22 protein-coding genes and 2 pseudogenes are annotated in these 22919 nt (G+C 38.3%); 7 read left to right on the forward strand and 17 right to left on the reverse strand.

Translation table 11 applies throughout. The features are described from left to right. Positions 1-46: 46 nt before the first annotated feature. Entirely contained in the window at positions 47-577 is a 531-nt protein-coding gene (locus FTU79_RS11300; RefSeq protein ID WP_180041486.1) for a DJ-1/PfpI family protein, read from the forward strand. A 145-nt stretch (positions 578-722) separates the two neighbouring features. On the opposite strand, the gene FTU79_RS11305 is transcribed toward FTU79_RS11300, so the two are convergent. Both FTU79_RS11305 and FTU79_RS11310 read right to left on the reverse strand, forming a co-directional pair. Further along, positions 723-1865 (reverse strand): acyl-CoA dehydrogenase family protein, encoded by a 1143-nt coding sequence (locus tag FTU79_RS11305; protein ID WP_111885331.1) that lies wholly within the window; start codon positions 1863-1865, stop codon positions 723-725. A gap of 171 nt (positions 1866-2036) precedes the next feature. Continuing rightward, entirely contained in the window at positions 2037-3383 is a 1347-nt protein-coding gene (locus FTU79_RS11310; protein WP_180005246.1) for a dicarboxylate/amino acid:cation symporter, read from the reverse strand. A 408-nt stretch (positions 3384-3791) separates the two neighbouring features. Here FTU79_RS11310 and FTU79_RS11315 point away from each other — a divergent pair, with 408 nt between their 5' ends. Continuing rightward, the gene (locus FTU79_RS11315; protein ID WP_180010865.1) at positions 3792-4790 is read left to right on the forward strand and encodes a glycosyl transferase family protein; all 999 of its coding nucleotides are present in this window, start codon (positions 3792-3794) and stop codon (positions 4788-4790) included. Positions 4791-4880: 90 nt separating this feature from the next. On the opposite strand, the gene FTU79_RS11320 is transcribed toward FTU79_RS11315, so the two are convergent. Then, positions 4881-5147, reverse strand: coding sequence for a YeaC family protein (locus FTU79_RS11320; protein WP_078189099.1), 267 nt, complete (start codon positions 5145-5147; stop codon positions 4881-4883). 2 nt (positions 5148-5149) lie between these two features. Continuing rightward, positions 5150-6088, reverse strand: a complete 939-nt coding sequence (locus FTU79_RS11325; protein ID WP_078189100.1) for an NAD(+) kinase — start codon at positions 6086-6088, stop codon at positions 5150-5152. A gap of 152 nt (positions 6089-6240) precedes the next feature. Here FTU79_RS11325 and mrcB point away from each other — a divergent pair, with 152 nt between their 5' ends. Together mrcB and FTU79_RS11335 are read left to right on the forward strand one after the other, a co-directional pair. Further along, on the forward strand, positions 6241-8634 hold the full coding sequence (gene mrcB / locus FTU79_RS11330; RefSeq protein WP_180050106.1) for a penicillin-binding protein 1B: 2394 nt from the start codon (positions 6241-6243) through the stop codon (positions 8632-8634). 37 nt (positions 8635-8671) lie between these two features. Further along, positions 8672-9193 carry a tetratricopeptide repeat protein gene (locus FTU79_RS11335; protein ID WP_257224301.1) on the forward strand — a complete coding sequence of 174 codons (522 nt, stop codon included), beginning with the start codon at positions 8672-8674 and terminating at the stop codon, positions 9191-9193. A 141-nt stretch (positions 9194-9334) separates the two neighbouring features. On the opposite strand, the gene FTU79_RS11340 is transcribed toward FTU79_RS11335, so the two are convergent. Beyond that, positions 9335-10234 carry an NUDIX domain-containing protein gene (locus tag FTU79_RS11340; RefSeq protein ID WP_180009489.1) on the reverse strand — a complete coding sequence of 300 codons (900 nt, stop codon included), beginning with the start codon at positions 10232-10234 and terminating at the stop codon, positions 9335-9337. Positions 10235-10381: 147 nt separating this feature from the next. Between FTU79_RS11340 and hemP the strand changes: the two genes are divergently transcribed. Next, on the forward strand, positions 10382-10552 hold the full coding sequence (hemP, locus tag FTU79_RS11345; RefSeq protein WP_078189103.1) for a hemin uptake protein HemP: 171 nt from the start codon (positions 10382-10384) through the stop codon (positions 10550-10552). Between the two features lie 197 nt (positions 10553-10749). Here the strand turns inward: hemP and FTU79_RS11350 are convergent, their stop codons facing one another. From FTU79_RS11350 to FTU79_RS11365, 4 genes are all read right to left on the reverse strand, one after another. Continuing rightward, positions 10750-12069 (reverse strand): HAMP domain-containing sensor histidine kinase, encoded by a 1320-nt coding sequence (locus FTU79_RS11350; RefSeq protein WP_180009490.1) that lies wholly within the window; start codon positions 12067-12069, stop codon positions 10750-10752. Between the two features lie 4 nt (positions 12070-12073). Next, positions 12074-12742: a response regulator transcription factor gene (locus FTU79_RS11355; RefSeq protein WP_180009491.1), complete on the reverse strand. Its 669-nt coding sequence runs from the start codon at positions 12740-12742 to the stop codon at positions 12074-12076. A gap of 131 nt (positions 12743-12873) precedes the next feature. Further along, the gene (locus tag FTU79_RS11360) at positions 12874-13236 is read right to left on the reverse strand and encodes a NirD/YgiW/YdeI family stress tolerance protein (protein WP_180009492.1); all 363 of its coding nucleotides are present in this window, start codon (positions 13234-13236) and stop codon (positions 12874-12876) included. Between the two features lie 104 nt (positions 13237-13340). Beyond that, complete coding sequence (locus FTU79_RS11365; RefSeq protein ID WP_180027311.1) at positions 13341-15098, reverse strand: GspE/PulE family protein; 1758 nt, start codon at positions 15096-15098, stop codon at positions 13341-13343. A gap of 210 nt (positions 15099-15308) precedes the next feature. Between FTU79_RS11365 and FTU79_RS11370 the strand changes: the two genes are divergently transcribed. Beyond that, the gene (locus FTU79_RS11370; RefSeq protein WP_168379329.1) at positions 15309-16322 is read left to right on the forward strand and encodes a hypothetical protein; all 1014 of its coding nucleotides are present in this window, start codon (positions 15309-15311) and stop codon (positions 16320-16322) included. 39 nt (positions 16323-16361) lie between these two features. On the opposite strand, the gene tsaA is transcribed toward FTU79_RS11370, so the two are convergent. Beyond that, positions 16362-17075 carry a tRNA (N6-threonylcarbamoyladenosine(37)-N6)-methyltransferase TrmO gene (tsaA, locus tag FTU79_RS11375; RefSeq protein WP_180005251.1) on the reverse strand — a complete coding sequence of 238 codons (714 nt, stop codon included), beginning with the start codon at positions 17073-17075 and terminating at the stop codon, positions 16362-16364. Between the two features lie 106 nt (positions 17076-17181). Here tsaA and FTU79_RS11380 point away from each other — a divergent pair, with 106 nt between their 5' ends. Beyond that, the gene (locus FTU79_RS11380) at positions 17182-17961 is read left to right on the forward strand and encodes a ferredoxin--NADP reductase (RefSeq protein WP_078189109.1); all 780 of its coding nucleotides are present in this window, start codon (positions 17182-17184) and stop codon (positions 17959-17961) included. A 73-nt stretch (positions 17962-18034) separates the two neighbouring features. Here the strand turns inward: FTU79_RS11380 and FTU79_RS11385 are convergent, their stop codons facing one another. The 7 genes and pseudogenes from FTU79_RS11385 to FTU79_RS11410 all read right to left on the reverse strand — a co-directional run. Beyond that, complete coding sequence (locus FTU79_RS11385) at positions 18035-18475, reverse strand: hypothetical protein (protein WP_180027310.1); 441 nt, start codon at positions 18473-18475, stop codon at positions 18035-18037. Positions 18476-18653: 178 nt separating this feature from the next. Continuing rightward, a pseudogene (locus tag FTU79_RS16595) lies at positions 18654-18785 on the reverse strand (hypothetical protein); the annotation flags it as partial. Between the two features lie 78 nt (positions 18786-18863). After that, on the reverse strand, positions 18864-19625 hold the full coding sequence (locus FTU79_RS11390; protein WP_257223244.1) for a hypothetical protein: 762 nt from the start codon (positions 19623-19625) through the stop codon (positions 18864-18866). A gap of 228 nt (positions 19626-19853) precedes the next feature. After that, on the reverse strand, positions 19854-20651 hold the full coding sequence (locus FTU79_RS11395; protein WP_257223245.1) for a PoNi-like cognate immunity protein: 798 nt from the start codon (positions 20649-20651) through the stop codon (positions 19854-19856). Positions 20652-20690: 39 nt separating this feature from the next. Beyond that, the gene (locus FTU79_RS16600; protein WP_257224298.1) at positions 20691-21302 is read right to left on the reverse strand and encodes a DUF1911 domain-containing protein; all 612 of its coding nucleotides are present in this window, start codon (positions 21300-21302) and stop codon (positions 20691-20693) included. 479 nt (positions 21303-21781) lie between these two features. Beyond that, positions 21782-22813, reverse strand: a complete 1032-nt coding sequence (locus FTU79_RS11405; RefSeq protein WP_180050109.1) for a PoNe immunity protein domain-containing protein — start codon at positions 22811-22813, stop codon at positions 21782-21784. Beyond that, positions 22810-22919 (reverse strand): annotated as a pseudogene (locus FTU79_RS11410) (IS5/IS1182 family transposase); the annotation flags it as partial. The gene FTU79_RS11405 and the pseudogene FTU79_RS11410, both read right to left, overlap by 4 nt.

Raw genomic sequence — 22919 nt, forward strand, 5'->3', positions numbered from 1 at the left:
GTAGTCTAAATATCAGAAAAAAAATAACAGACCCATAGGTACAAGTATGCACAAGAAAATTGCAGTGTTAGTGACCTACGATTTTGAAGATATTGAGTATCTTGAGCCTGTAGAGGCATTTCGAGCCGCTCGGCACAGCATTATCAATATCGAAGATCAGGTTGGAAAAATTGTTTACGGCATGAAACGCCGTTCCCAGATCACCATTGACCAAAGTATCGACGATGCCTCTGTGCACGATTTTGATGCCTTGTTTATCCCCGGCGGTTATTCACCCGAGAAACTCGCTTTAGATGACCGTTTTATCTATTTTGTTCGTAATTTTGCAGATAGCCAAAAGCCGATTTTGAGCAGTTGCCATGGTCCACAGTTGTTATTAGAAGCTGGTGTCATACAAGGTCGTCATTTCGCCCAATCTGAAACGCTGAAATCCGCTTTATTAAACGCAGGTGTGGTGGTGTCGGATCAATCGGTCGTGAATGATAATAACTTGTATATATCGTCTCGCAGTACTTTAGATACGCCTGAATTTATTGAAGTCTGTCTACAAGTTTTGGGGCAACCGTCATTATCATAGGTTTCAAAATATTCACGCAAAATTAAACACACAATCTAATTCAAATAAGCAAATCTATAGAAATACATCGTCTCTATAGAAATACATCCTAAAAAAAATAGCGAAGTCTTCACTTCGCTATTTTAATTTCAGCCTGATAAATTGTTTATCGACCTAAAATACTTCGTGCCACGATTTCTTTCATAATTTCATTGGTGCCACCGTAGATTTGCTGAATACGTGCATCGACAAAGAAACGTGAAATTGGATATTCGGTCATATAACCATAGCCACCAAATAATTGAAGTAGATTATGGGCCACTTTCATTTGCATATCGGTAGAAAAGCTCTTGAGTGCTGCTGCAGTTTCAACATCAAGTTTGCCTTGCATATAAAGTTCAACATTTTGATTATAAAATGCCGCTGTAGCCAATTCGTCAATCTTAGCCTGTGCCAAGACAAAACGAGTATTTTGGAACTGTCCGATCGCCTGTCCGAACGCTTGTCGCTCTTTAACATACTGCGTTGCCACATCAATGGAACCGCGAATCGCACCAATTGCAGTCGAGGCAATTGCGGTACGTTCACGCGGTAACTCTTGCATCAAGTAAGCAAAGCCTTGTCCAGCTTGACCCAAAAGTTGCTCTTTTGGCACTTTGACGTTGTCATAAAACAACTCTGAAGTGTCTTGCGCATGCAGACCAATTTTGTCGAGGTTGGTACCTTTCTTAAATCCATCCAAATGTGTATCGACTAAAAGTAATGACACACCTTTGGCACGTGCTTGTGGATCAGTTTTCGCAGCCAATACCACAAGGTCTGCATGTTGACCATTTGAAATAAAAGTTTTCGAGCCATTGAGCAGATAATAATCGCCCTGCAAAATTGCACTACTGCGCATAGACTGCAAGTCCGAACCTGCTCCCGGCTCTGTCATACCAATAGCACCGACCACCTCACCTGTGACCATTTTCGGTAACCAATATTGTTTTTGTTCTTCTGAACCAATGTGCAAAATATAAGGCGCTGCAATTTCAGAATGGCATGAAATACCTGTCGATAATGCACTAAAACCTGCGCGAGCAGATTCTTCAACTAACATCAGTGAATAATGCGTTGGGACGCCATAGCCGCCATATTCTTCAGGCACATCGACACATAAAAAGCCATTTTCACCCAAGGCATTCCATACTGATCGCGGCATAATGCCTTCACGTTCCCATTGCTCATAATGTGGTGCGACATGCTCTGCCATAAAACGGCGAAAGTTATCTCGAAATAATTCTAAGTCTGCATCATAAGCCAGCATGTGTTTCTTCCTTGGTTAAGTTTGTTGTTTTGTTGAACTCCATCCTATTGCAGTTTAGAACGGCCGTCATGCCCAAAAACTAAAGCGTTCAAATTTGGCTTTAGTCCTGCATTAAAAAAGGAAGCCGAAGCTTCCTTTTTAAATGACATCTTTTACATCACAGCATCTGCCTTAGGCATGATGTGCATTGCCTTCTTCTTGCATCTGACGGTCAATTTCTTCAGGGTTTGCCAAAGCAAAATCCAGTTTTTCTTTGTCTAATTGACCCACCCATTTCGCAACCACAATCGTTGCCAAAGAGTTACCGACAAGGTTCGTTAATGCACGTGCTTCTGACATGAAACGGTCAATACCAAGAATTAATGCCAAACCTGCAACAGGAATATGACCCACAGCAGACAATGTTGCAGCCATCACAATAAAGCCTGAACCCGTCACACCCGCAGCACCCTTAGATGAAATCAGTAGAACCAACAACAACGTGATCTGATGCGAAATATCAAGCGGTGTATTGGTCGCTTGTGCAATAAAGATTGCTGCCATGGTCAGGTAAATAGACGTACCATCTAGGTTAAATGAATAACCTGTTGGAATAACAAGGCCCACTACAGATTTTTCTGCACCAGCAAGTTCGAGTTTTTTCAACATACGTGGCAGTACAGATTCAGAAGAAGACGTACCCAGTACGATCAGTAACTCTTCGCGAATCATACGAATCATTTTGAGGATACTGAAACCGCAAATACGTGCAATTGAGCCAAGTACAAGGAAAATAAACAGCAAACAGGTAATATAGAAGCAGATGATCAATTGACCCAATTGCGCCAAACTACCGATACCATATTTACCAATGGTATAAGCCATCGCACCGAAGGCACCAATTGGCGCAAGCTTCATGATCATGTTTACAATGTTAAAGAATACATGTGCAATTTGATCAATAAACTTCAATACAGGCTTACCTGCATCACCAAGTTTATGCAATGCAAAACCAAATAATAAGGCAAATAATAGAACTTGAAGAATCTCACCCTCAGCAAACGCACCAACAACGGTGTTTGGGATGATATTCATAAAAAATTCTTGGGTAGATTGTGCTGCACCAGATTCAACATATTTAGAAATACCTGCAGTATCTAAAGATGCTGGATCTACGTTCATGCCTACACCAGGTTTTGCAATATTAATCACTGCAAGACCGATAATGAGTGCGATGGTCGAAACGATTTCGAAGTATAGTAAAGCGACCCCACCTGTCTTACCCACAGATTTCATGCTTTCCATACCTGCAATACCACTTACCACGGTACAGAAGATCACAGGTGCAATAATCATTTTAATCAGCTTGATGAAACCTTGTCCTAGTGGATAGAACAATTCACCCCAGCCTTTTACGTATTGCTCGGTACCATTGATAATTTGCGTGCCACTTGGTGAGAAATGCCCCACCAAAACACCCGCAATAATGGCAACGATCACTTGAAAATATAGTGACTTATAAATTGGTTTTTTAGCCATGACATTACTTCACGATATATTTCTGCTTCAAAGAAATATTCAGTTTTTGTCTATTTTCAAAAAATAAACAGCCCAAAACCCCTTTGTCTTCGACAAAAGAGCACCAAAGGTATTTGACTTAGCCAAATACAGAAAAACGAAATATGTATGGTGATTAAATAATCACATCAGGACCTGATATAAAATCAGCGCATTGATCAGGAGATGAAACACATACTAAAGTAGGTTAAATTTTACCTGTTTTTTAATGGCTTGTTCTGCCACAAATGTTAATTTCGGTTAAATAATAGACCGAGATCATTAGACGATAGTCTAAAGACATCCTTTTTTAAACCTGTTATCAGGCTGAAAAATACCAACTATAGAAGTAAACTATCCTTAAGTCCTAATTTTAAGCCCAGTATTTGCATGAACAATAAACGAAATATTTACAAAGATTTTGAACATCCTTTTGCGCAATTTGTCCGTATCGTGGGTAAAGGTAAAAATGGCGCACGTTCTCTCACTTATGATGAAGCCTACCAAGCGTTCAGCATGATCTTAAAAGATGAGGTTTTAGACGTTCAATTGGGCGCTTTCTTGATGTTATTGCGTGTAAAAGAAGAATCTGTCGATGAACTGACAGGCTTTGTCCAAGCCACACGTGATCAGCTCAAGTTTAAAAAGCTTGATGTCGATTTAGATTGGTCATCTTATGCAGGTAAACGCAAACATTATCCTTGGTTTTTATTGGCCGCATTAACGCTGGCAAAACACGGCTACAATGTCGTAATGCATGGCGCTTCAGGTCATACCATTAACCGCCTTTATACAGAACAAGTATTAGAGTATTTGGGTTTTCCTATTTGCAAAAATGATACAGATGTGGAACAGCAGCTTATACAACGTCATTTTGCTTATATTCCGCTCGACGTCATTTCACCAATACTCAGTGATTTAATTTCACTACGCAATGTCATGGGCTTACGTTCCCCAATTCACACCCTTGCGCGTCTGATAAATCCATTTAATGCCAAAGCCACCATGCAAGCGATTTTCCATCCGGCCTATCGTGGATCACACCAACGTGCGGCATTCCAATTGGGTTATCAAAATAGTGCTGTCATTAAGGGTGAAGGTGGTGAATTCGAACGTAACCCCGATGCAAAAACCTTAATTTGTGGCATCAAAGAGGGTGAAATGTATGAACATGAGTTGCCTAAACTGACGGACAACCGTAGTCCAGTCGAAGAAGAACTCGATTTGGCCGTTTTTAAAGCCGTTTGGGACGGTCAGCAGACACATGAATATGGTGAAATCGCGGTCACCGAAACCATGGGAATCGCACTGTATACCATGGGCGCCGTCGCAAGTTTTGATGATGCAATGCAAACTGCCAAAACCATGTGGGCAAATCGTCACGTTTAAATAAGCAGTATGAAGCAAAAAATTTAGGCATGCATCAAGCCAATAAAAAGCCAGCATTAAGCTGGCTTTTTCAATCAGAAAGAAAATAGATTAAACGAAACGAATCGGCTTGAACTCAGGTTCTTCCACATGCGAGTCGCAATGCTCATCTTCTTCTTTGGTCCCACGGTCGATATAACCACTACGCTCATCTTCTGGCAAATGTTTAATTTCCCATGCATACACCGCTTGCATACAAATTTGACGTTGTTCTTGAGTCAGCGCTACGCCATTTGGCCATTTACCAATTTCAATTGCCGTTTTTAATCGACCAACAATTTCAGGATCGAGTACGGCAAGCATCTGTTCAATATTCATAATTAATCCTGCTTTAATGAGTCAAAATCTTGGTTCCAGCCTAGCTTGGTACGACATGCCATATAGAAGTCATAACCAGGTGGATGTAATAAGTTGAGCTTAAATGGATGTTTGCGGATATGTAAACTATCGCCTACACCCAATGATACACTGTGTTGACCATCGGCACTGACCATTGGTAGAACACGATTTTCACGAATCAAAATTTTAATTTCGCTTTGTCCGCCGACGACAATCGGCCGTGACGACAAAGTATGTGGATGCATTGGCACTAAGGCAATCGCATCCATACTTGGGTGGACAATCGGACCACCACCAGATAATGCATAAGCTGTAGAGCCGGTTGGTGTCGAAACAATTAAACCGTCACTGTGTTGGCGGTATACATATTGCCCATCAATATTCAGTTCAAAGTCGATCATGTGTACCGATTTACCCGAGTGCAGCACAATATCATTTAAAGCTACAGCATCATAAATCGACTCGCCTTTCGAGCGGATTTCCATTTCTAGCAAGAAACGTCGGTCTAGCTGAAACTCACCTTTGAGCACTTGATCTAACTTGAAAATCACTTCTGTCGGTTTGATATCGGTCAGGAAGCCCAAACGACCACGGTTCACCCCAATCACAGGGGTATTATATTTCACCAAGGCACGTGCGGCATGAAGCAATGAACCATCTCCCCCAACAACGATAACCAAATCGACGACTTCACCCAATAAATTACGGCTGACCGTCTGAGTATTATTGTAGGGAACCAGCTGCGCTGTTTGCGTATCAAATACAGGATGTAATCCCAAACTTAAAATATGATCGTGGATCAAACATAGGGTTTCGATCACTGATGATTTGTCTGGACGACCAATCAACCCAATGTTTCGAAATGATTTATGTGAAATTTGCACCTGCGCTTTTGCTCCGCTTCGCCTCATTGGTATCATATCACTAACAGAAATGATTTAAAAAAACTTTAAAGTTTCGACTTTAGTGAAGTAGCTTCCAATATTTTGCATACATATAACAGTTTAAATATTGCAAAATACTGAAAAGCTTCGCATGATTAGCAAAATTTCTCAGGGTCTTATCACTATTTATGAAGTCTGAACGTGGCATAGGCATAATTGCACTGATTTTTTCGCTGTTGATTATCGGCGGATTTCTCGTGTTCAGCATTTATCTTATTCGTCTAGATAATATTGTACGGGACAAATTCGAAGGTCAACGCTGGGATATTCCAGCCAAGGTATTTGCACGTCCTTTAGAAATTTATACCAATGCGCCTGTAAGCCAAGCAGACCTCAACCAAGAACTGAAACTTTTGGGTTATAACGCTCAAGATAGCTATGCGAAAACAGGGAGTTACGTTACTTCTGGCAATGTGACCTATATCCATACGCGTGGTTTTGACTTTGGTGATAGTGTCGACCCGGAACAAGTCCTTAAAGTGACCTTTGGTGAAGATCAAATCACTGAAGTAAGTGCGACTAAACCTTCAAGTAGTGGTATTGCCCGTTTAGAGCCGATGTTAATTGGTGGTATTTATCCTCAGCACAATGAAGACCGTGTGCTGATTAAACTCGATAAAGTACCTAAGCCTTTAATCCAAGCTTTAATTGCTACAGAAGACCGTAATTTCTATCAGCATCATGGTATTTCCATTCGTGGTACAGCACGTGCCATCGTGAGTAATGTCACAGGTGGTAAACGTCAAGGTGGTTCAACCCTCACTCAGCAATTGGTGAAAAATTTCTATTTATCGCCTGAGAGAACCATTAAGCGTAAGGCCAATGAAGCCTTAATGGCGATGCTGATTGAACTTCACTATGACAAAGATGAAATTCTTGAAGCTTATTTAAACGAAGTGAACTTAGGGCAAAACGGTAACTATTCCATCAATGGTTATGGTTTAGCTTCACAATTCTATTTTGGTTTACCGCTGCGTGAACTAAATATTGCTCAGCAGGCGTATTTAGTCGGTTTGGTTCAAGGTCCGACCCTATATAATCCGTGGAAAAACCCTGAAAGTGCGATTAAACGCCGTAATATTGTGTTAAACAATATGGTGGTGATGGGCTATTTAACTCAAGAACAATATGAAACTGAGTCAGCGCGTCCATTAAATGTCATTACAAAACCAACATTGGGCCCTTCTCGCTTCCCAGACTATATGGATATCGTGCGTCGTCAACTGCGTACCGAATACCAAGAAAGCGATTTGACCAATCAAGGTCTGCGTATTTTCACCGCGATGGACCCGATTGCTCAAACTCGTGTACAAACTGCATTTAAAGAATCTGTGGCACGTTTAAGTAATGCCAATCCAGCACGCTTGAAAGAATTACAAGGCGCGGTACTGGTGTCTCATCCTGAAAATGGTGAATTGGTTTCAGCAGTCGGTTCAACGCAGGACTTTACTGGCTTTAACCGTACAATGGATGCTAAACGTCAAGTCGGTTCATTGCTAAAACCTGTGATTTACCTCAGTGCGATAGAATCAAACCGTTATAACTGGGCGAGTCAAATCGAAGACAGTCCTATCAGCATTCAAAGTGATGGCAAAGCTTGGACACCGAAAAACTATAGTGGTGGCGCACATGGTGTCGTACCAATGGTCGATGCCCTATCAAACTCGTATAACCTCTCTGCGGTACGCTTAGGTCAAGAGTTCGGTATGTCGACTTTTATTAACCATCTGAAAAAGTTTGGTGTGACTTCTAATATTCCAAGCTACCCTTCGATTTACCTCGGTGCTATCGATATGTCACCGATGGAAGTCATGAGTGTCTATGGAAACTTTGCAACCGGTGGCTTCAAATATCCAGTGAAAGCTATTCGTTCAGTGGTCGATGCCAATGGTCGTTTATTAGATCGTTATAGCTTAACGGTACAACCGACTATTGCACCTGATGCAGCCTTTATCTTGAACTACGGTTTACAACAAGTGATGAGTTCAGGGACAGGCCGTTCTGCTTATGCATCATTACCGGCTTCACTTAAACTTGCAGGTAAATCAGGGACAACCAATGATACGCGTGACTCATGGTTTGCAGGTTATTCAGGTAATTACTTAAGTGTGGTTTGGTTAGGTTTAGACAACAACAAAGTTACAGGCTTAACTGGTTCGTCAGGAGCACTTCCTGTTTGGACCAATGTCATGAAGCAGTTACGTCAAAAACCAGTTAATTTACGTCAACCAGACAGCGTACAGTGGCATTGGTTAGACCGTTATTCAGGTAATTTATCTGCACAGCATTGTACAGGTGCGATGTATATTCCTCTGTCGCGCAACTCTATTCCAAATCAAGCGACGGCATGTGGTTCGACACAATATGAAGTAGAACCTTACACAGTTGATACTGAAGAGACGCAGCCAACTCAGGAACAAAATGATAGTTTAGGTGACTACATTCGTGAAAGTGATGTCGATAATGATCAGGGTTCATCTGATCAACCTCGCATCATCTCAAGTGGAGAGTATACAAATTAAATTGCAAAACATTAAAGTTTTAAAAACGTTCAGTATTCTGAGCGTTTTGACGATCATTTTGGCTGGTTGCCAAACCATAGTCGAACCTGAGCAAAAGCCGCCTGCTCCACCTGAAAAAAAGGCAGATATCCATGACTCTTCTGGGGTCATTATTACGCCATATGACCATCCAGAAATTAAACGTCAACGCATCGTTATTCCTGAGCAGAAAACCCAAATTCAAAAGTTTGATGATGGTCGTGACTTACCTGCATTCAAAAAATTGATGCAAACTACGCAAACCGCTTATGCCAATGGAAAATGGAATGAAGCTGAAAGTGCTGCAACTCAAGCACAGCGTTTGGCACCACAATCTGCGGAAACTTTTTTATATTTGGCAATGATCGCCAATCGAAAAAATCAGCCTGCGAATGCAGAATCGTTGGCACTGCGTGGATTAAGCTATGCTCAAACCAAGCCGATGAAACAACAGCTTTGGAATGTTGTTTTAAAAGCTGGTCAAATGCAAAAGAAAAGCAGCACCATTCAAAAAGCACAACAAGCAATTAAAGCTCTTTAAGCACCCCGTAAAAAAGCTTGATCTTAATTGAGATCAGGCTTTTTTATTTAAAACATACTAAAAGTAAGCTTATTTCCAATAGTTACTTTAAGTCTAAAATATCGACTTTAAATACAAATTTAATTCAATACACACTTTAATTTAAAAACTGCGAATACCTGCCACCCCATAAGCATGATGTTGCTGTGAAATAGACAATAATTCAGGACGCATGCCACCTAAAGCAAAAACAGGGATTTCTATGCCTCGTGCAATCTCAGAAAAATGCGCCCATCCCATACCTTGCGCCTCTGGATGACTTTGTGTCGCCAGAACTGGGCTCATAAAAATAGCCTCACAGCCAATTTTTTGCGCATGCAGCGCAGAAACTTGATCATGACAAGCTGCGATATAGCGCTTCCCAAGCTGTAAATCACCTTTATTTTTTTTCAGCAATTGGTGCTGCTTAAGATGTAAAGCCGAAATATGTGCTTGCACCTCTGTAGAGAGTAATGACCATAGATCTTCATTAATTATCAGTTGTTTTAAAATCACGGTAGGTAATTGATTTAATGCCTCTGCATTTTCTGCGCTGGCATCGACTCGCCAATAATACAACAGCGTCTCTTTAAGCGTTTCAAGTGTTGGTAAATCGGCGGTGATTTTGATCTGTTGCTGCCAATATAAACGCTGCAAAATAGCTTGATTGGCCTTTGGAAAATTCAAACTCATGAGTTGTTGACGCGAATACCAGGCCCATGGCTTTTGGATTTCATTCAGCAACGCATGCGGGACGGTGGCATGAAATAAATGTAATTTCACAATGACATCATCATATTCATGTTGAATAAAATCAAAAGCATGCCAGTCATGTAAACCAATTCCAACCTCTTCAAAAATTTCACGACGACAAGCCTGTTCAGGACTTTCACCCTGCTCGACTTTACCGCCCGGAAACTCATGTTTATTGCCCTGATGTTGTTTTGCTTCACGCCAACCCACCAGTACTTTGTCTTGATGCAATAAAATCGCAATGGCGACATCGATTTGCGGTTTAGACATAGTTCCCTGCTCTCTACTCTGTTCCAATTGATATCTAAGTGTAAGCAAATTTATCTTTTTTATAAAATCCTAAAATTACCGTTGACAGGCCTATTCGATAATGATTATCATTTAAACCATTCAGAAATACACCACGGAGTCGACGGAATGAACGCACCATTTAGCCTTTTTACTCGTAGCAATGAAGCACACCACTCACTGCCAATGCTACATTCAAACAACCTTTTTGCTTTAGGACGTGAAATTCGCATTATGCATGCAGGTGAAGAATATCGACTACGTTTAACACGAAATAATCGCCTTATTTTGACCAAATAATTTCTGATAAAAATAATAATTATCAGCGCAATAAAAATAATCGTGGACACAAGCAGTAAGCCATTCGCTTACTGCTTTTTTAAGTTTTGTACTTAGTTAAATTAAGTTTTATAGCTACTCAAACTTAATTTAAATCGCAACACTCATCTTCCTCTCACAACACTCTTTCGCTAAATTCCTTAGAGCAAATCGTGTTTTTAACGGATTGGAAAAGTGAGTTGTACCTTTAAGCCACCAAGTTCAGATGCATCCACATTTAAATGGCCTTGATGTAACTGTACAATTTTTTGGGCAATTGAAATACCTAAACCTGAACCTTGCGTCTTCGTTCCCAATACACGGTAAAATCGCTCGCCAATGCGTTGCAATTCTGCGACTGTCAGTCCCGCACCTTGATTTTCAATCGTCCAAACCGCCTGCTGTGCTGTTACCGTTAAATCAATCTTTACCTGTCCTTGCTCAGGACTATAGCGAATTGCGTTATCGACTAAATTGCGTAGACAGCTAAACATCAACTCTGGGTTCATAGCAAACTGTACAGACTGGGTCTGTAGCTTCAATTCGATCTGTTTTTCTTCAATAAAAGGCTGTAAAGCGTCAAAGACTTGTAAACTCAGCTGTTCTAAGTCTTCTTGTTTTTTATCTAATTGCTCCGATTGCGTCGGGTCGAGCCGTGCCAAAATCAGTAGATTTTCCAACACGCGCGTTCCTCGATTAACATCGTGCTGTATGCTCAATAAATCCTGCTGAATGTCGGGATATTTTCGTTTTAATACCTGAAGTCGCATTTGAATCGCAGACAGCGGTGAGCGTAATTCATGTGAAGCATCGGATGTAAAGCGTTGTTCCGCCTCTAAGGCTTGATCTAATCGACTTAATAAAAAATTCAGCTGTGTTTGGATCGGCTCTAGTTCTTGTAATACAGGTTCAGGTAAGACAATGGCTTGTAAGTCATCTACATTTTTTTCAGCGATTTGTTTTGAAAAAAGCTGTAAAACTTTCAATTGACGTTTAATCAAAATATGCAGTAATAGCCATTGGATCAACCAGACAATCAACAGAATCCCTGCATAGCCTAGTACGCTTTGCAGCGTTTCTCTGAGCCGTGTTTTCATCGGTTGAATGATTTGTACGCTTAATCCATCGTCCTGAAGTGCATAGCTACGCCAAAGCGCGCCTTCTCTCCATTGATAATGCAACCCTTGTTTTAAATTGGGCTGATGTTCAAATGCTGTGTGTTGTTCCGATGTGGTTAAGACTTGCGACCCTTGCATGAGTTGATATTGCATATCAAACTCTTCACTCAGCTCATCTATTTGTTCGTCTTGCTTCAGCGTGAGATCAGTAGCAGTGAGCATGTCAGCCACTTCGTCCATCAGGGCATCATGTACACTCATGATGTGATAAAGACCAAATCCCAACATCAGACACAGGGAGATTGCTCCCGCCCAAATTGCACTGAGCAGTGAGGTTTTAATCAGTTGCGACTGTAAGGAAATGCTTTTTTTATCACTCATAGACTTAACTTTGTTGTGGAAGATTCATGCGATAACCCAAACCTCTTAAGGTTTTGATGTAATCACTGCCAATCTTCTTACGCAATTGGTAAATAAAAACTTCGATCGCATTACTTTCAACTTCATCCCCCCAAGCATAGAGTGATTCTTCGAGTTGGCTACGCGTCATAATATGCTCAGGATTTAACATCATCTTATGCAAGATTTGATATTCACGCGATGTCAGCGTAATCAATTCCGCATTTTTACGCAGCGTTTTGGCTTGTACATCTAAACTTAAATCCCCGAAAGTCAGAGAATTATCACGCTGTTGATGATGCAAGCGTAATTGGGCACGTACCCTTGCTGACAACTCTTCCAAGCTAAAGGGTTTTACCAAATAATCATGAGCACCCAGATCTAAACCTTCTACACGATCTGCAATACTGTCCCGAGCAGTAATGAATAAAACTGGTGTAAGCGGATGCAACTGTACGATACGTTTTAAAATTTCATCACCAGTTACTTTTGGTAAGCCACGATCTAAAAGTATGCAATCATATTGATGTTGTTCTAAAGCCAAAATAGCGTGATCGCCGCGATCAACCCAATCGACACTATAGCCATCCATTTCAAGCCATGTTTTTATACTGTCTGCTTGGGATGCATCATCTTCTGCCAATAAAATTCGCATCTTACCTACCCTATTTCTATGGTTCCGACTTCAGTGTATCGAACTTTTGCTCATATCTACTCATATCATAAAAAAACCACAGCAAGCCGTGGTTTTTTATGGAGCAGCACTGAAATGAATAACAGGCTAAATTAAAATTTTACTTGATCGACATCAACTTCAACGCGTTTCGTCGGTTTGTAATCAATGTCGATTTCTCCAATGAGCGTTACCGGTGTTTTAGCTGAAATCGCTTTGCCTTGCCAAAGTTCATCATCAATATCCACTGTAATGCTGCCTGTGCTATCGCGGAACTGATATTTTTCATCGCCCATCGATTTCACAACATAACCTTTCAATTGAACTTTACTATCATCTTTTAAGCCTAAGGCATGTTTCACCGATGTGGTTTTCATCGGTGCAACTGCAGCCTGATTGACTACTGTATTCGCAACTGCCACTGATGCCACACCTGCAAATGCTAAACCACATACCAATTGAGTGAATGTTGTCATCTTCGGTCTCTCTTACTTTGTCTATTTCGATAGCGCTATTTAAACAAAGCAAGATGAGTCGAATCTTAAGCTGCAAAGACGTTTTTATTTATTTGATCGAACCATTAGTTGAGCGGTACGACACGCAGAACTTCCTCTAAAGTCGTCACCCCTGCAAGTACTTTACGCGCACCTGCAATTCGTAATGGCTCGACATGTTCTTTACGTGCCTGTGTACGTAATTGGGTTAGATCTGCATTGGCACCAATCAATTGTTTGGTTTCAATACTGAGTGGCATAAATTCATAAATCCCCACACGGCCTTTATAACCCGTTTGACGACATTCATCACAGCCCACCGCCTCGTAGACAAAATCAGGCATTTGTATCGCATATTCAAAGGTCAAATGTTTCCACTCTTGTTCATTGATAAAAGTCTCACGCTTACAATGTGGACAGAGTTGACGAACCAAACGTTGTGCCAAAACCCCTAAAATGGTCGCTGCCGTTAAAAAAGGCTGAATCCCCAGATCATGTAATCGCGTCAAACTCGATGGTGCATCATTGGTATGTAAAGTTGAAAGCACCAAATGACCTGTTAATGCAGCTTGGATTGCCATATTTGCCGTATCATGATCTCGGATCTCCCCGACCATGATAATGTCAGGGTCTTGACGCATTAAAGCCCGTACACCATCAGCAAAGCCTAAATCAATCCCTGTATTCACCTGCATTTGGTTAAAGCTCGGCTCTAACATCTCAATCGGGTCTTCAATCGTACAGACATTCACTTCTTCAGTTGCCAATTGCTTGAGCGATGAATAAAGCGTGGTGGTTTTACCCGAACCCGTCGGACCGGTCACTAAAATAATACCGTGACTATGACTGGTTAATGCTTTCCAATCATCCAACAGACGCCCTTCAAAACCGAGCTGTTGGAAACTACGTACCAAGACTTCAGGGTCAAAAATACGCATGACTAACTTTTCACCAAAGGCTGTTGGCAGCGTCGATAAACGTAGCTCTGTTTCTTGGCCTTTGGGTGTACGGGTTTTTAAACGTCCATCTTGCGGTTTACGTTTTTCAGCCACATTCATCCGACCTAAGATCTTAATTCGCGAGACCACGGCTGTCAGGGTATTTGCGGGCATGTTGTAGATGGTATGCAATACGCCATCGATACGAAAACGCACCTTTCCTGTATCTTTACGCGGCTCGAGGTGAATATCACTTGCACCTTGTTCGAAGGCAAACTGTAAGACCCAATCCACAAGCTTCACAATATGCTGATCATTGGCATCTGGATTTTGTGTATCACCTAATTGTAATAGTGCTTCAACGCCTTTATTTTCACGGTCATAACTCGATGATTTTTGCGAATTACTGACCGCACGACTCACTTGGTAATATTCAACCAAGTAACGCTGTAGTTGGTCTGGACTGAGTAATACACGCTGAATCTTACGTGGTAATACCGTTCTCTCTAAATTGGCAATCCATTCATTTTTATAAGGTTGATCCGTTGCAATCAGCACATGCTCATTTTGTAATTCAACCGCTAAAATGCGATTTCGTACTGCAAATTCCTGAGACATAATGGCTGTCAAAGCAGGCACATCAGCTTTTAGAGGATCGATAATATAAAACGGTACTCCAGACTTTTCTGCCAACCATTGGCAAAGTCTATTCAATGTTAAGGTAGACTGCGGATGACTCTGATCGACTAAATTAAAATTGGCAATCCATTGTAGAGGATGCCATTTCAACTGCTCACGCTGACGGTGCGTGGTTTGAATCAGTATTTTGTCCCGTTCAGTAATACGTCCATCTTTTTGTAATTGGTCTAAACACCAAGAAGTGTCAATTTCAAAATTAAAAGTCATTGTTCTATGTTCCCCAAACATAGGTTCACTATAACAAAACCAGCTGATTAAAACGCAATATTTTTTACTTAAATTATTAAGAAAAATTTAACTTAAATCATTAATTTTAATTAGTTAATTTTTAACATTCCCTTTTTTATGTTTTTCTATACTATATGCAACAGTCACAAATAATAGTGACGTAATTCATAATTTATTAAAGAGGGTAACATGAAATTTAAAATTTTAAGCCTAGCCATTTTTAGTTCCTTAATTCTAAGCGCTTGCGGCGGCGGCTCTTCAGACAATAGTTCTACTTCATCTGAAACTGGATCAGGAAATGGAGCTGAAACTAGTTCCGAAAATAATAAATGGTCAATCTACTCATCATCATATTGGGATGGAAGCGACAATTTATTCGAAAAAACACATTTCAATATTCAAAATAATACTATTTATTTCAATGTTGATTATTTAAGCAATAACAATGAAAATTATGACTTGAAATGGATAATTTCTGATTATTTAACAGACGAAGGCCTTTATACACCAGTGCTGAACAAAACCGAATATGGTTATAAATTTGCCAATTTAATTTCTAAAAATGATAGCCAATGGATTTTCACACCAGCATCTAGTCAAAACTTCAATGGTCTGAAACTGACTCAAAATTTCGAAGTGGTAAATTTAACAGGTAAAGAAATTGGCTATTACGTAGACACATTTAATTATCTTTCAGGTGCAGATACTACGTTAGCAACGAAGTTGGGCACATTCCCTAGTTTCTATTATTCAAAATTAAAAGGAAAAACTTTTCCTCAAGGTTCAACTTGCTTAAGACTGAAAACATCATCAAGTTCAAAAAATTATGTTGAACTCCTTGGTGACAACATTAATGGTTTTGATCCTACTGAATATTTAGATGACGGTTATACCATCCAAAACATAGCTTCTTATCCAGTTTATATTTCGAAAAATCAACCTGTAAATTATGATTTTGATGCTTATGTGCAGTTTAATCAAAATTATCGTTATGGCTCATACTATAAATCAGGGACCACTTACACATTGGCTAATGATATTAAAGACTATCAAGCTGACTTAGATGAGGCGATTCAAAATTATGGAAAGGATAGCCTGGAAGCAAAAGTTGAAACTAACTATGTAGAAGCAATCAAAAATGAATGCTCGCTATTTAACAATATCGCTAGTACTGAAATTGATAAATACTCTAAATTAAAGTAATTCGATTTCAAAAAAGATCAGGTTTAAAACCTGATCTTTTTAACTACTTAGAATTTCGTGTACGACTATTTTATTAGTGTCTACGCAAAAACGCACATTACAACCGCCAAACAACATGCCATATATACGTTCAACATCATGCTGATAAGCAGGACGTGGATCTAAACTCAATACTTGTTCCAGTTCTGCTGTTAATTGTTCGGTTAAATTGCCATTATTCAAAAATACCTGTTTTTGTTGCTCAGCGTGCTCTGACCAAATCACAGATTTTCTTTCTGGCTCATCCTGCGCATAACCGCTTTGCGCATCCATAACTGCATCTGAATATTGAATATAGGGTTTGATATCTAAAATTGGTGTTCCATCCAACAAATCACTACCGACAACATAGACACGTACCGATTTTCCGACTTTTTTCACCCCTTTGAGCTGCACAACCGACAAGCCCATAGGTGACGGTCGGTACATACTTCGTGTCGCAAATACCCCGATTTTTTGATTACCACCTAAACGCGGAGGACGAACTTGCGGACGAAATTTTGTCGAATCTGCATTTTTATTTTCATGAAACTGCCAAATCAGCCAAAGATGACTAAAATCATCAATCCCTTCGAAAGCCAATAAATCGTTATAAGGTTCCACCATTTCAATATAAGATTCGACTTGCACCAAATTCGGCTGACGTGGAATACCAAATTTTTCTCGGTAGGGAGATTTCATATACCCGATAATTGGCATTTTAAGCTCAGACATAATCACTTTTTCTGATAAGTTCAATTAAATATATTCAGTTTATCGAGAATGATTTTAGATTAGAATAGTAAGCTGTTCTAATTTGATAATTTTATTGAGACCTTTAATGGCTGCTTTTAACGTCGAAAAGATTACTCACGTCCACCATTGGAATGACACTTTATTCTCTTTTAAAACCACTCGCGATACTGCGTTACGTTTTAAAAACGGTCAATTTGTGATGATCGGCCTTGAAGTAAATGGTAAGCCTTTAATGCGCGCTTATTCTATTGCAAGCGCAAACTATGAAGAAGAATTAGAGTTTTTCTCTATTAAAGTTCCAGATGGTCCTTTAACGTCTATTTTACAAAAAGTAAAAGTTGGCGATGAAATTTTAGTATCTAAAAAACCTACAGGTACGTTGGTTCTAGATGACTTAAACCCTGGTAAAAACTTATACCTACTTTCTTCAGGTACAGGTCTTGCACCGTTCCTTTCTGTAATTCGTGACCCTGAAACTTACGAACGTTTTGAAAAAATCATCGTTGTACATGGTACACGTTTCATTTCGGAATTGGCTTATCAAGATTTAATCTTAGATGAAATTCCTAACCACGAATTCTTTGGTGAATTAGGCGCGAAAGAAAAATTGGTTTACTACCCTACGGTAACTCGTGAAGAATTCCATACTCAGGGCCGTGTAACTACTGCCATTGAATCTGGTCAACTTTTCGAAAAAATTGGTCTTCCACGTTTCAACCCTGAAACTGACCGCGCAATGCTTTGCGGTTCACCTGCATTCCTAGACGACGTTGCTGCCCTGCTTGACCAGCACGGCCTGAAAGAATCTCCTAAGATGGGCGTTCTAGGCGACTACGTGATCGAACGTGCATTCGTTGAAAAATAATTAGCTGTAAATTAAAAAGCGCATCTCATCATGCGCTTTTTTTTTATCTATATGCCACTAATGACTGATACAGCTATTTTTCTTCTTTTACCTTCAATTCATCAATAATTTTTGCTCTCCACTCTAAACCTTTCTCAGTAGCATCAGGTAATTCATTCGATAAATTAATTTCCACACTGTCATCTGGATATATATGTACAGCTAAATATTTTTTATCTTTTAAATTTTCATTCGTCAATGTGGGGACATTGGTTGCAATATGCTTTTTAGAGCTATTACCTTCTCCCCATTTAATATATTGAGCTCCTGTTATCACTGCTGATCTTTTCGTTCCACTACCTAGCCCTCCACCTAGCTCCTCTCCATTTAATTCAACAATATAAGGAATATAACTTGCATCATAACCATAAGATGTTGTCGTCAACACATAAGTTTTTGTTGAATGAGTATTACACCCTATTAAACTCATTGCTGAAAGCATAATAAACATTAAATTCGTTTTTAAAACTTTCATCATTATCCTTTAAAAAATATTGGGTTTTAATTTATTTAATTAAAAATAATAATCAAAGAAAATTAAAAATATTATCCATTAGAAACGAATAACCAAAAGGAAATTTTATCCTATTTATCACCATCAAGCTGCCAGTACACATACCCATCCATTCCAACATACCTCGAATGGCATCTACTTATTCAGTCAGATACCAAATCGTAAGACCCCAAGGGTTATCTTTAATCTCAGGCATATCTTCTCCTTGATTAAAATGGCGTTTTTCCATGTTATTCGCAGGACTATACCATTCACCTGTTTTAGGGCAAATTTAACCAAATCTTTTGGATAAATCATATGTGTTATTTCGCTATCATTTATCAACACACATCAGACAACACAAATCATTTCAGCTTCGATCAGTAAACTTGCCCCCTTCATTTGCGACTCTTTCAATCAAGTACCAATCTGTTTTCTCATAATATGTTTCATAAGTTTCTGGATCTATTGTAGTGGGAATTACACTACCAAAACCTCTATCATCTTCATTACTATGAGCCATAAATTCTATTCGGTTCGGCACAAATTCGGAAATATATAAATCTGTTATCGCAACTTTTTCATTCGATTTTACTTTAATACTTTGATTTATACGATAAATGGGATATGACACAGGAATATTAATTTTTGAAATATCAAATATTTCATCAACAATACTTTCTTGATTCCAATACGTTGGATAGGTATTTTCAATAATGAATGCCTCGGCCTTAGCCTTTGTATAAAAATCCCAACATTCTTTCACATTTTCATGAGGTAGTTCATCCATCCATTTTTTTGAAAACTCACTCATACCTTTGTCATTCGATCGAATCTCTGATGCGCAATCTAAATATGTTAGATCGCCTTCTTTTATTCTTATATAAGCAAAATCTAAAGTATCCATGGTTTTTCTTAAAAGCGGTAAAACCGTCCCTCCCCAATTGATGTCAACTTGCTCTGGCATTGGAAAATCCAGATAATTATAGGGTAGATTTCTCATATAAACGACAAACAGCAATTCCAAACGATCTAAAAAAGATTGATAGTTATTTCTCATGCTATAAAAAAATTCTTTAGAACTAAAATGTTCTAATAAATATAAAAATTTAGGATCGATTTTAAAATTCATATTCAGCCTAAAATTAATGCCCCGAAGGGCATGTTTTATTTATTCCTCACCATTAAAATACCAGTACACTTCACCCCAATCTGTTTCAGAAAGTGTTGGTAACATTTCACCTCTTAACACATGAACGCGTGAATCTTCTTGTGCAGGGGTTGTCCAATAGCCCGTTTTTGGGGATTTTTCGCCAGCTTTGACTTTTATTACAGTTAGATTCTCTTGGGTTACTTCAGATTAAGTATTATTTTTACGAGCCCATGCAACTATATCTTTAGGATAAAACAAATGTTTATGTAAAGAACTTTCATCCAAATCTAGTAAATAAACAAGAGCTGCTGCTTCAAAAGCCCAGTAACCAACATATGAATAATTATCTAAATTTAAATGACTATTGTACCAAAGTGTATTTTTATGCATTTGATACCAATCAGCCAAATATTCATCCAACAGTTCAATCGCATGATTTTTGTTATTTTTAATTATTACATTATCAATCACATCGCATAATATTGAAAAATTATAACTATATATCCCATCTCTTTCAGTATCTGGATGATTAGAATCCGTTAGTTTTAAAAACTTATTAATCACTTCATCTTCACTAAAAGTTCCTCCATCCTCGCCATTGATTAATTGTTTAATTGTAGATAATAAATTATTTTTATTTAGCAATACTGCTAAGCTAATTGTACTTAATGTAATAAAACCACCTTCACCACCAATAACAACTGGCTTTTTACTTGCTTTAAAAACTCCTAATGCTTCTGCTTGTTTTTCATAACCTTCTATTACTTTTTCAAATAATGGAGATATTTCTTCTATTGGCTTTCCTGCAGTATAATGAAGATATAATAAAGAATGATAGATCCATGTAATAGATTGCCATCTTGAAGCTTCTCCACAATTATATTGATCATCTTCAAATGCATCACTTTCTAAATATAAGGGTATTCCTTCTTCATTGTATTCTTTAGTCTTTAAATAATAATCTTCAGTTAAAAAAATCTGTCTTTTATATTTATCGAAATTCATATTAATCCTAAAATTAATGCCCCGAAGGGCATGTTTTATTTATTCCTCACCATTAAAATACCAGTACACTTCACCCCAATCTGTTCCAGAAAGTGTTGGTAAGATTTCACCTCTTAACACATGAACGCGTGAATCCACTTGTACTGGGGTTGTCCAATAGCCCGTTTTTGGGGATTTTTCGCCAGCTTTGACTTTTATTACAGTTAGATTCTCTTGGGTTACTTCAGATTGAGTATTATTTTTACGAGCCCATGCAACTATATCTTTAGGATAGAATAAATGCTTGTGTAGAGGAGTGTCATCCAAATCTAGTAAATAAACAAGAGCTGCTGCTTCAAAAGACCAATAACCACAATATTTTAGTTCTTCTGCAGGCTCTAGATGACTATTAAACCAAAGTGCATTTTTATTCATTTGATACCAATCAGCTAAGTATTCATCTAAATATTTAACAGCAGTTTCTTTATTATTTTTAACTAGCACATTATCAATCACATCACATAATTTTGAATAACCTAATGCAAATAAATTTCCTTCGTTAAATGTTGGATGTGAAGGATCATTAAGTTTAAAAAATTTATTAATAACCTCATCTTCACACGTATGACTTTTACCCTCACCATTGACTAATGAATGTATACGATCAAACAAATCATTTCGATTAAATAAAAAAGCCAGACCAAGTATATTTAACGTTTCATTTTGAGTTGGAATGACAGAAGGTTTTTTTGACTTATGGAAGATAGCTAAGGCTTCAGATTGTTTTTCAAAGCCTTCTATAACTTTTTCAAATAAGGGTATAACTTCCCCTATAGATTTTCCTGCTGTGTATACAAGGTAAAGTAGAAAAGAATAATCATGTGTTATTAAATTCCATCTTCTTTTTTCGCCGCAATTATACTCATCATCCTCAAATGCATCACTTTCTTTCTAAAAATCAACGTCTTCTATATAAAAATCATAGGCACTTTTATAATAGTCTTCAGTTAGAAAAATCTGTCTTTTATATTTATCGAAACTCATATTAATCCTAAAATTAATGCCACGAAGGGTATGTTTTATTTATTCTTCACAATCAAACTGCCAGTACACATCCCCACCCATTCCAAAATGCCCCGAATGGCATCTATTTATTCAGTTAGATACCAAATCGTTAATCCCCAAGGGTTATCTTTAATCTCAGGCATATCTTCTCCTTGATTAAAATGACGTTTTTCCATGTTATTCGCAGGACTATACCATTCACCTGTTTTAAGGCAAATTTGACCTGCTTCGCATTTTAATGTTTTTGTACTTGGATTACTTATATCCTTCTCGCAAGGTACAAATTCTCGGGCAAATTTAACCAAATCTTTTGGATAAATCATATGTGTTATTTCACTATCATCTAAATCTAGCAAATAAACGTAAGCAGCAGCTTCTATAGCCCAATAGCCAAAATAACCTCCATTTTCCATTTTATGTAAGTCATACCATGGAGCACTTTCAAATGCGGGATACCATAATTTCAAATATTCCTGTATATCCCGAATACTCTCTTGTTTAGTATCTCTATATTTACTAAAAATTAATGGGCGATATGGATTATCAAAAAACCATTGATCCACATCATATCTATCTGCCAACTCAAATGATAAAAAGTCCTCATACAGTGTATCTAATTGGTCTGTTTGCTCATGGTAAATTTTGTCCTGCATCGCTGCAATACGAGGTAATAAGTCCCTTCTGTGTAATAGATAACACAGTCCTATCAACTGCATACATCTTTCGTACTCATCTATAGCTGTAAAATAAAATGGTGCCCAATCTTCATCCTCCTCGTCTTTGCGCAAGGCTATTGTATATTCTTCATATTTCGTAATTACATCTTCTAATTGAATTCTAAGTGTAGAAATATCAAACCCAGCAGTAAAATTTAGACTTAATAAATCATAAGAATGTAGTGATAAGTAATAATCTAATCTTCTTATATCAGATGGACTGTCTTCATATATTTTTTTACTTTCTAAAATTTCAATGGGTAATTCTTTTAAAAATATATTTACTCTATTGTAAACTTCATCTGTTAAAAATAATTGTCTTTTCTTTTTATCAAAAATCATTCTTATTCCAAAAATAATGCCCCGAAGGGCATAAATCATTAGATTTCTTTCATAAGTCATTTTTCACTCAGCTCCAAGTTATAAATTCCAGCAATTAGATTGAATCTTAATGCTAGTCTTTTGCCTCGATTGCGATATCGCTCAGCAAGAATTTTGAAGGTTTTCA

Origin of the sequence: Acinetobacter sp. YH12144 (assembly GCF_013418345.1) — a bacterium.
Classification (GTDB): domain Bacteria; phylum Pseudomonadota; class Gammaproteobacteria; order Pseudomonadales; family Moraxellaceae; genus Acinetobacter; species Acinetobacter amyesii.

Coding starts and splice junctions, on each gene's coding strand:
- FTU79_RS11340 (WP_180009489.1), bottom strand. CDS start 10,234: ATGTCTAAACCGCAAATCGATGTCGCCATTGCGATTTTATTGCATCAA.
- FTU79_RS11390 (WP_257223244.1), bottom strand. CDS start 19,625: ATGAATTTTAAAATCGATCCTAAATTTTTATATTTATTAGAACATTTT.
- FTU79_RS11360 (WP_180009492.1), bottom strand. CDS start 13,236: ATGACAACATTCACTCAATTGGTATGTGGTTTAGCATTTGCAGGTGTG.
- FTU79_RS11405 (WP_180050109.1), bottom strand. CDS start 22,813: ATGACTTATGAAAGAAATCTAATGATTTATGCCCTTCGGGGCATTATT.
- FTU79_RS11380 (WP_078189109.1), top strand. CDS start 17,182: ATGGCTGCTTTTAACGTCGAAAAGATTACTCACGTCCACCATTGGAAT.
- FTU79_RS11310 (WP_180005246.1), bottom strand. CDS start 3,383: ATGGCTAAAAAACCAATTTATAAGTCACTATATTTTCAAGTGATCGTT.
- FTU79_RS11305 (WP_111885331.1), bottom strand. CDS start 1,865: ATGCTGGCTTATGATGCAGACTTAGAATTATTTCGAGATAACTTTCGC.
- hemP (WP_078189103.1), top strand. CDS start 10,382: ATGAACGCACCATTTAGCCTTTTTACTCGTAGCAATGAAGCACACCAC.
- FTU79_RS11365 (WP_180027311.1), bottom strand. CDS start 15,098: ATGACTTTTAATTTTGAAATTGACACTTCTTGGTGTTTAGACCAATTA.
- mrcB (WP_180050106.1), top strand. CDS start 6,241: ATGAAGTCTGAACGTGGCATAGGCATAATTGCACTGATTTTTTCGCTG.
- FTU79_RS11395 (WP_257223245.1), bottom strand. CDS start 20,651: ATGAATTTCGATAAATATAAAAGACAGATTTTTTTAACTGAAGATTAT.
- FTU79_RS11325 (WP_078189100.1), bottom strand. CDS start 6,088: ATGATACCAATGAGGCGAAGCGGAGCAAAAGCGCAGGTGCAAATTTCA.
- FTU79_RS11300 (WP_180041486.1), top strand. CDS start 47: ATGCACAAGAAAATTGCAGTGTTAGTGACCTACGATTTTGAAGATATT.
- FTU79_RS11385 (WP_180027310.1), bottom strand. CDS start 18,475: ATGAAAGTTTTAAAAACGAATTTAATGTTTATTATGCTTTCAGCAATG.
- FTU79_RS11320 (WP_078189099.1), bottom strand. CDS start 5,147: ATGAATATTGAACAGATGCTTGCCGTACTCGATCCTGAAATTGTTGGT.
- FTU79_RS11355 (WP_180009491.1), bottom strand. CDS start 12,742: ATGCGAATTTTATTGGCAGAAGATGATGCATCCCAAGCAGACAGTATA.
- FTU79_RS11370 (WP_168379329.1), top strand. CDS start 15,309: ATGAAATTTAAAATTTTAAGCCTAGCCATTTTTAGTTCCTTAATTCTA.
- FTU79_RS11350 (WP_180009490.1), bottom strand. CDS start 12,069: ATGAGTGATAAAAAAAGCATTTCCTTACAGTCGCAACTGATTAAAACC.
- tsaA (WP_180005251.1), bottom strand. CDS start 17,075: ATGTCTGAGCTTAAAATGCCAATTATCGGGTATATGAAATCTCCCTAC.
- FTU79_RS11315 (WP_180010865.1), top strand. CDS start 3,792: ATGAACAATAAACGAAATATTTACAAAGATTTTGAACATCCTTTTGCG.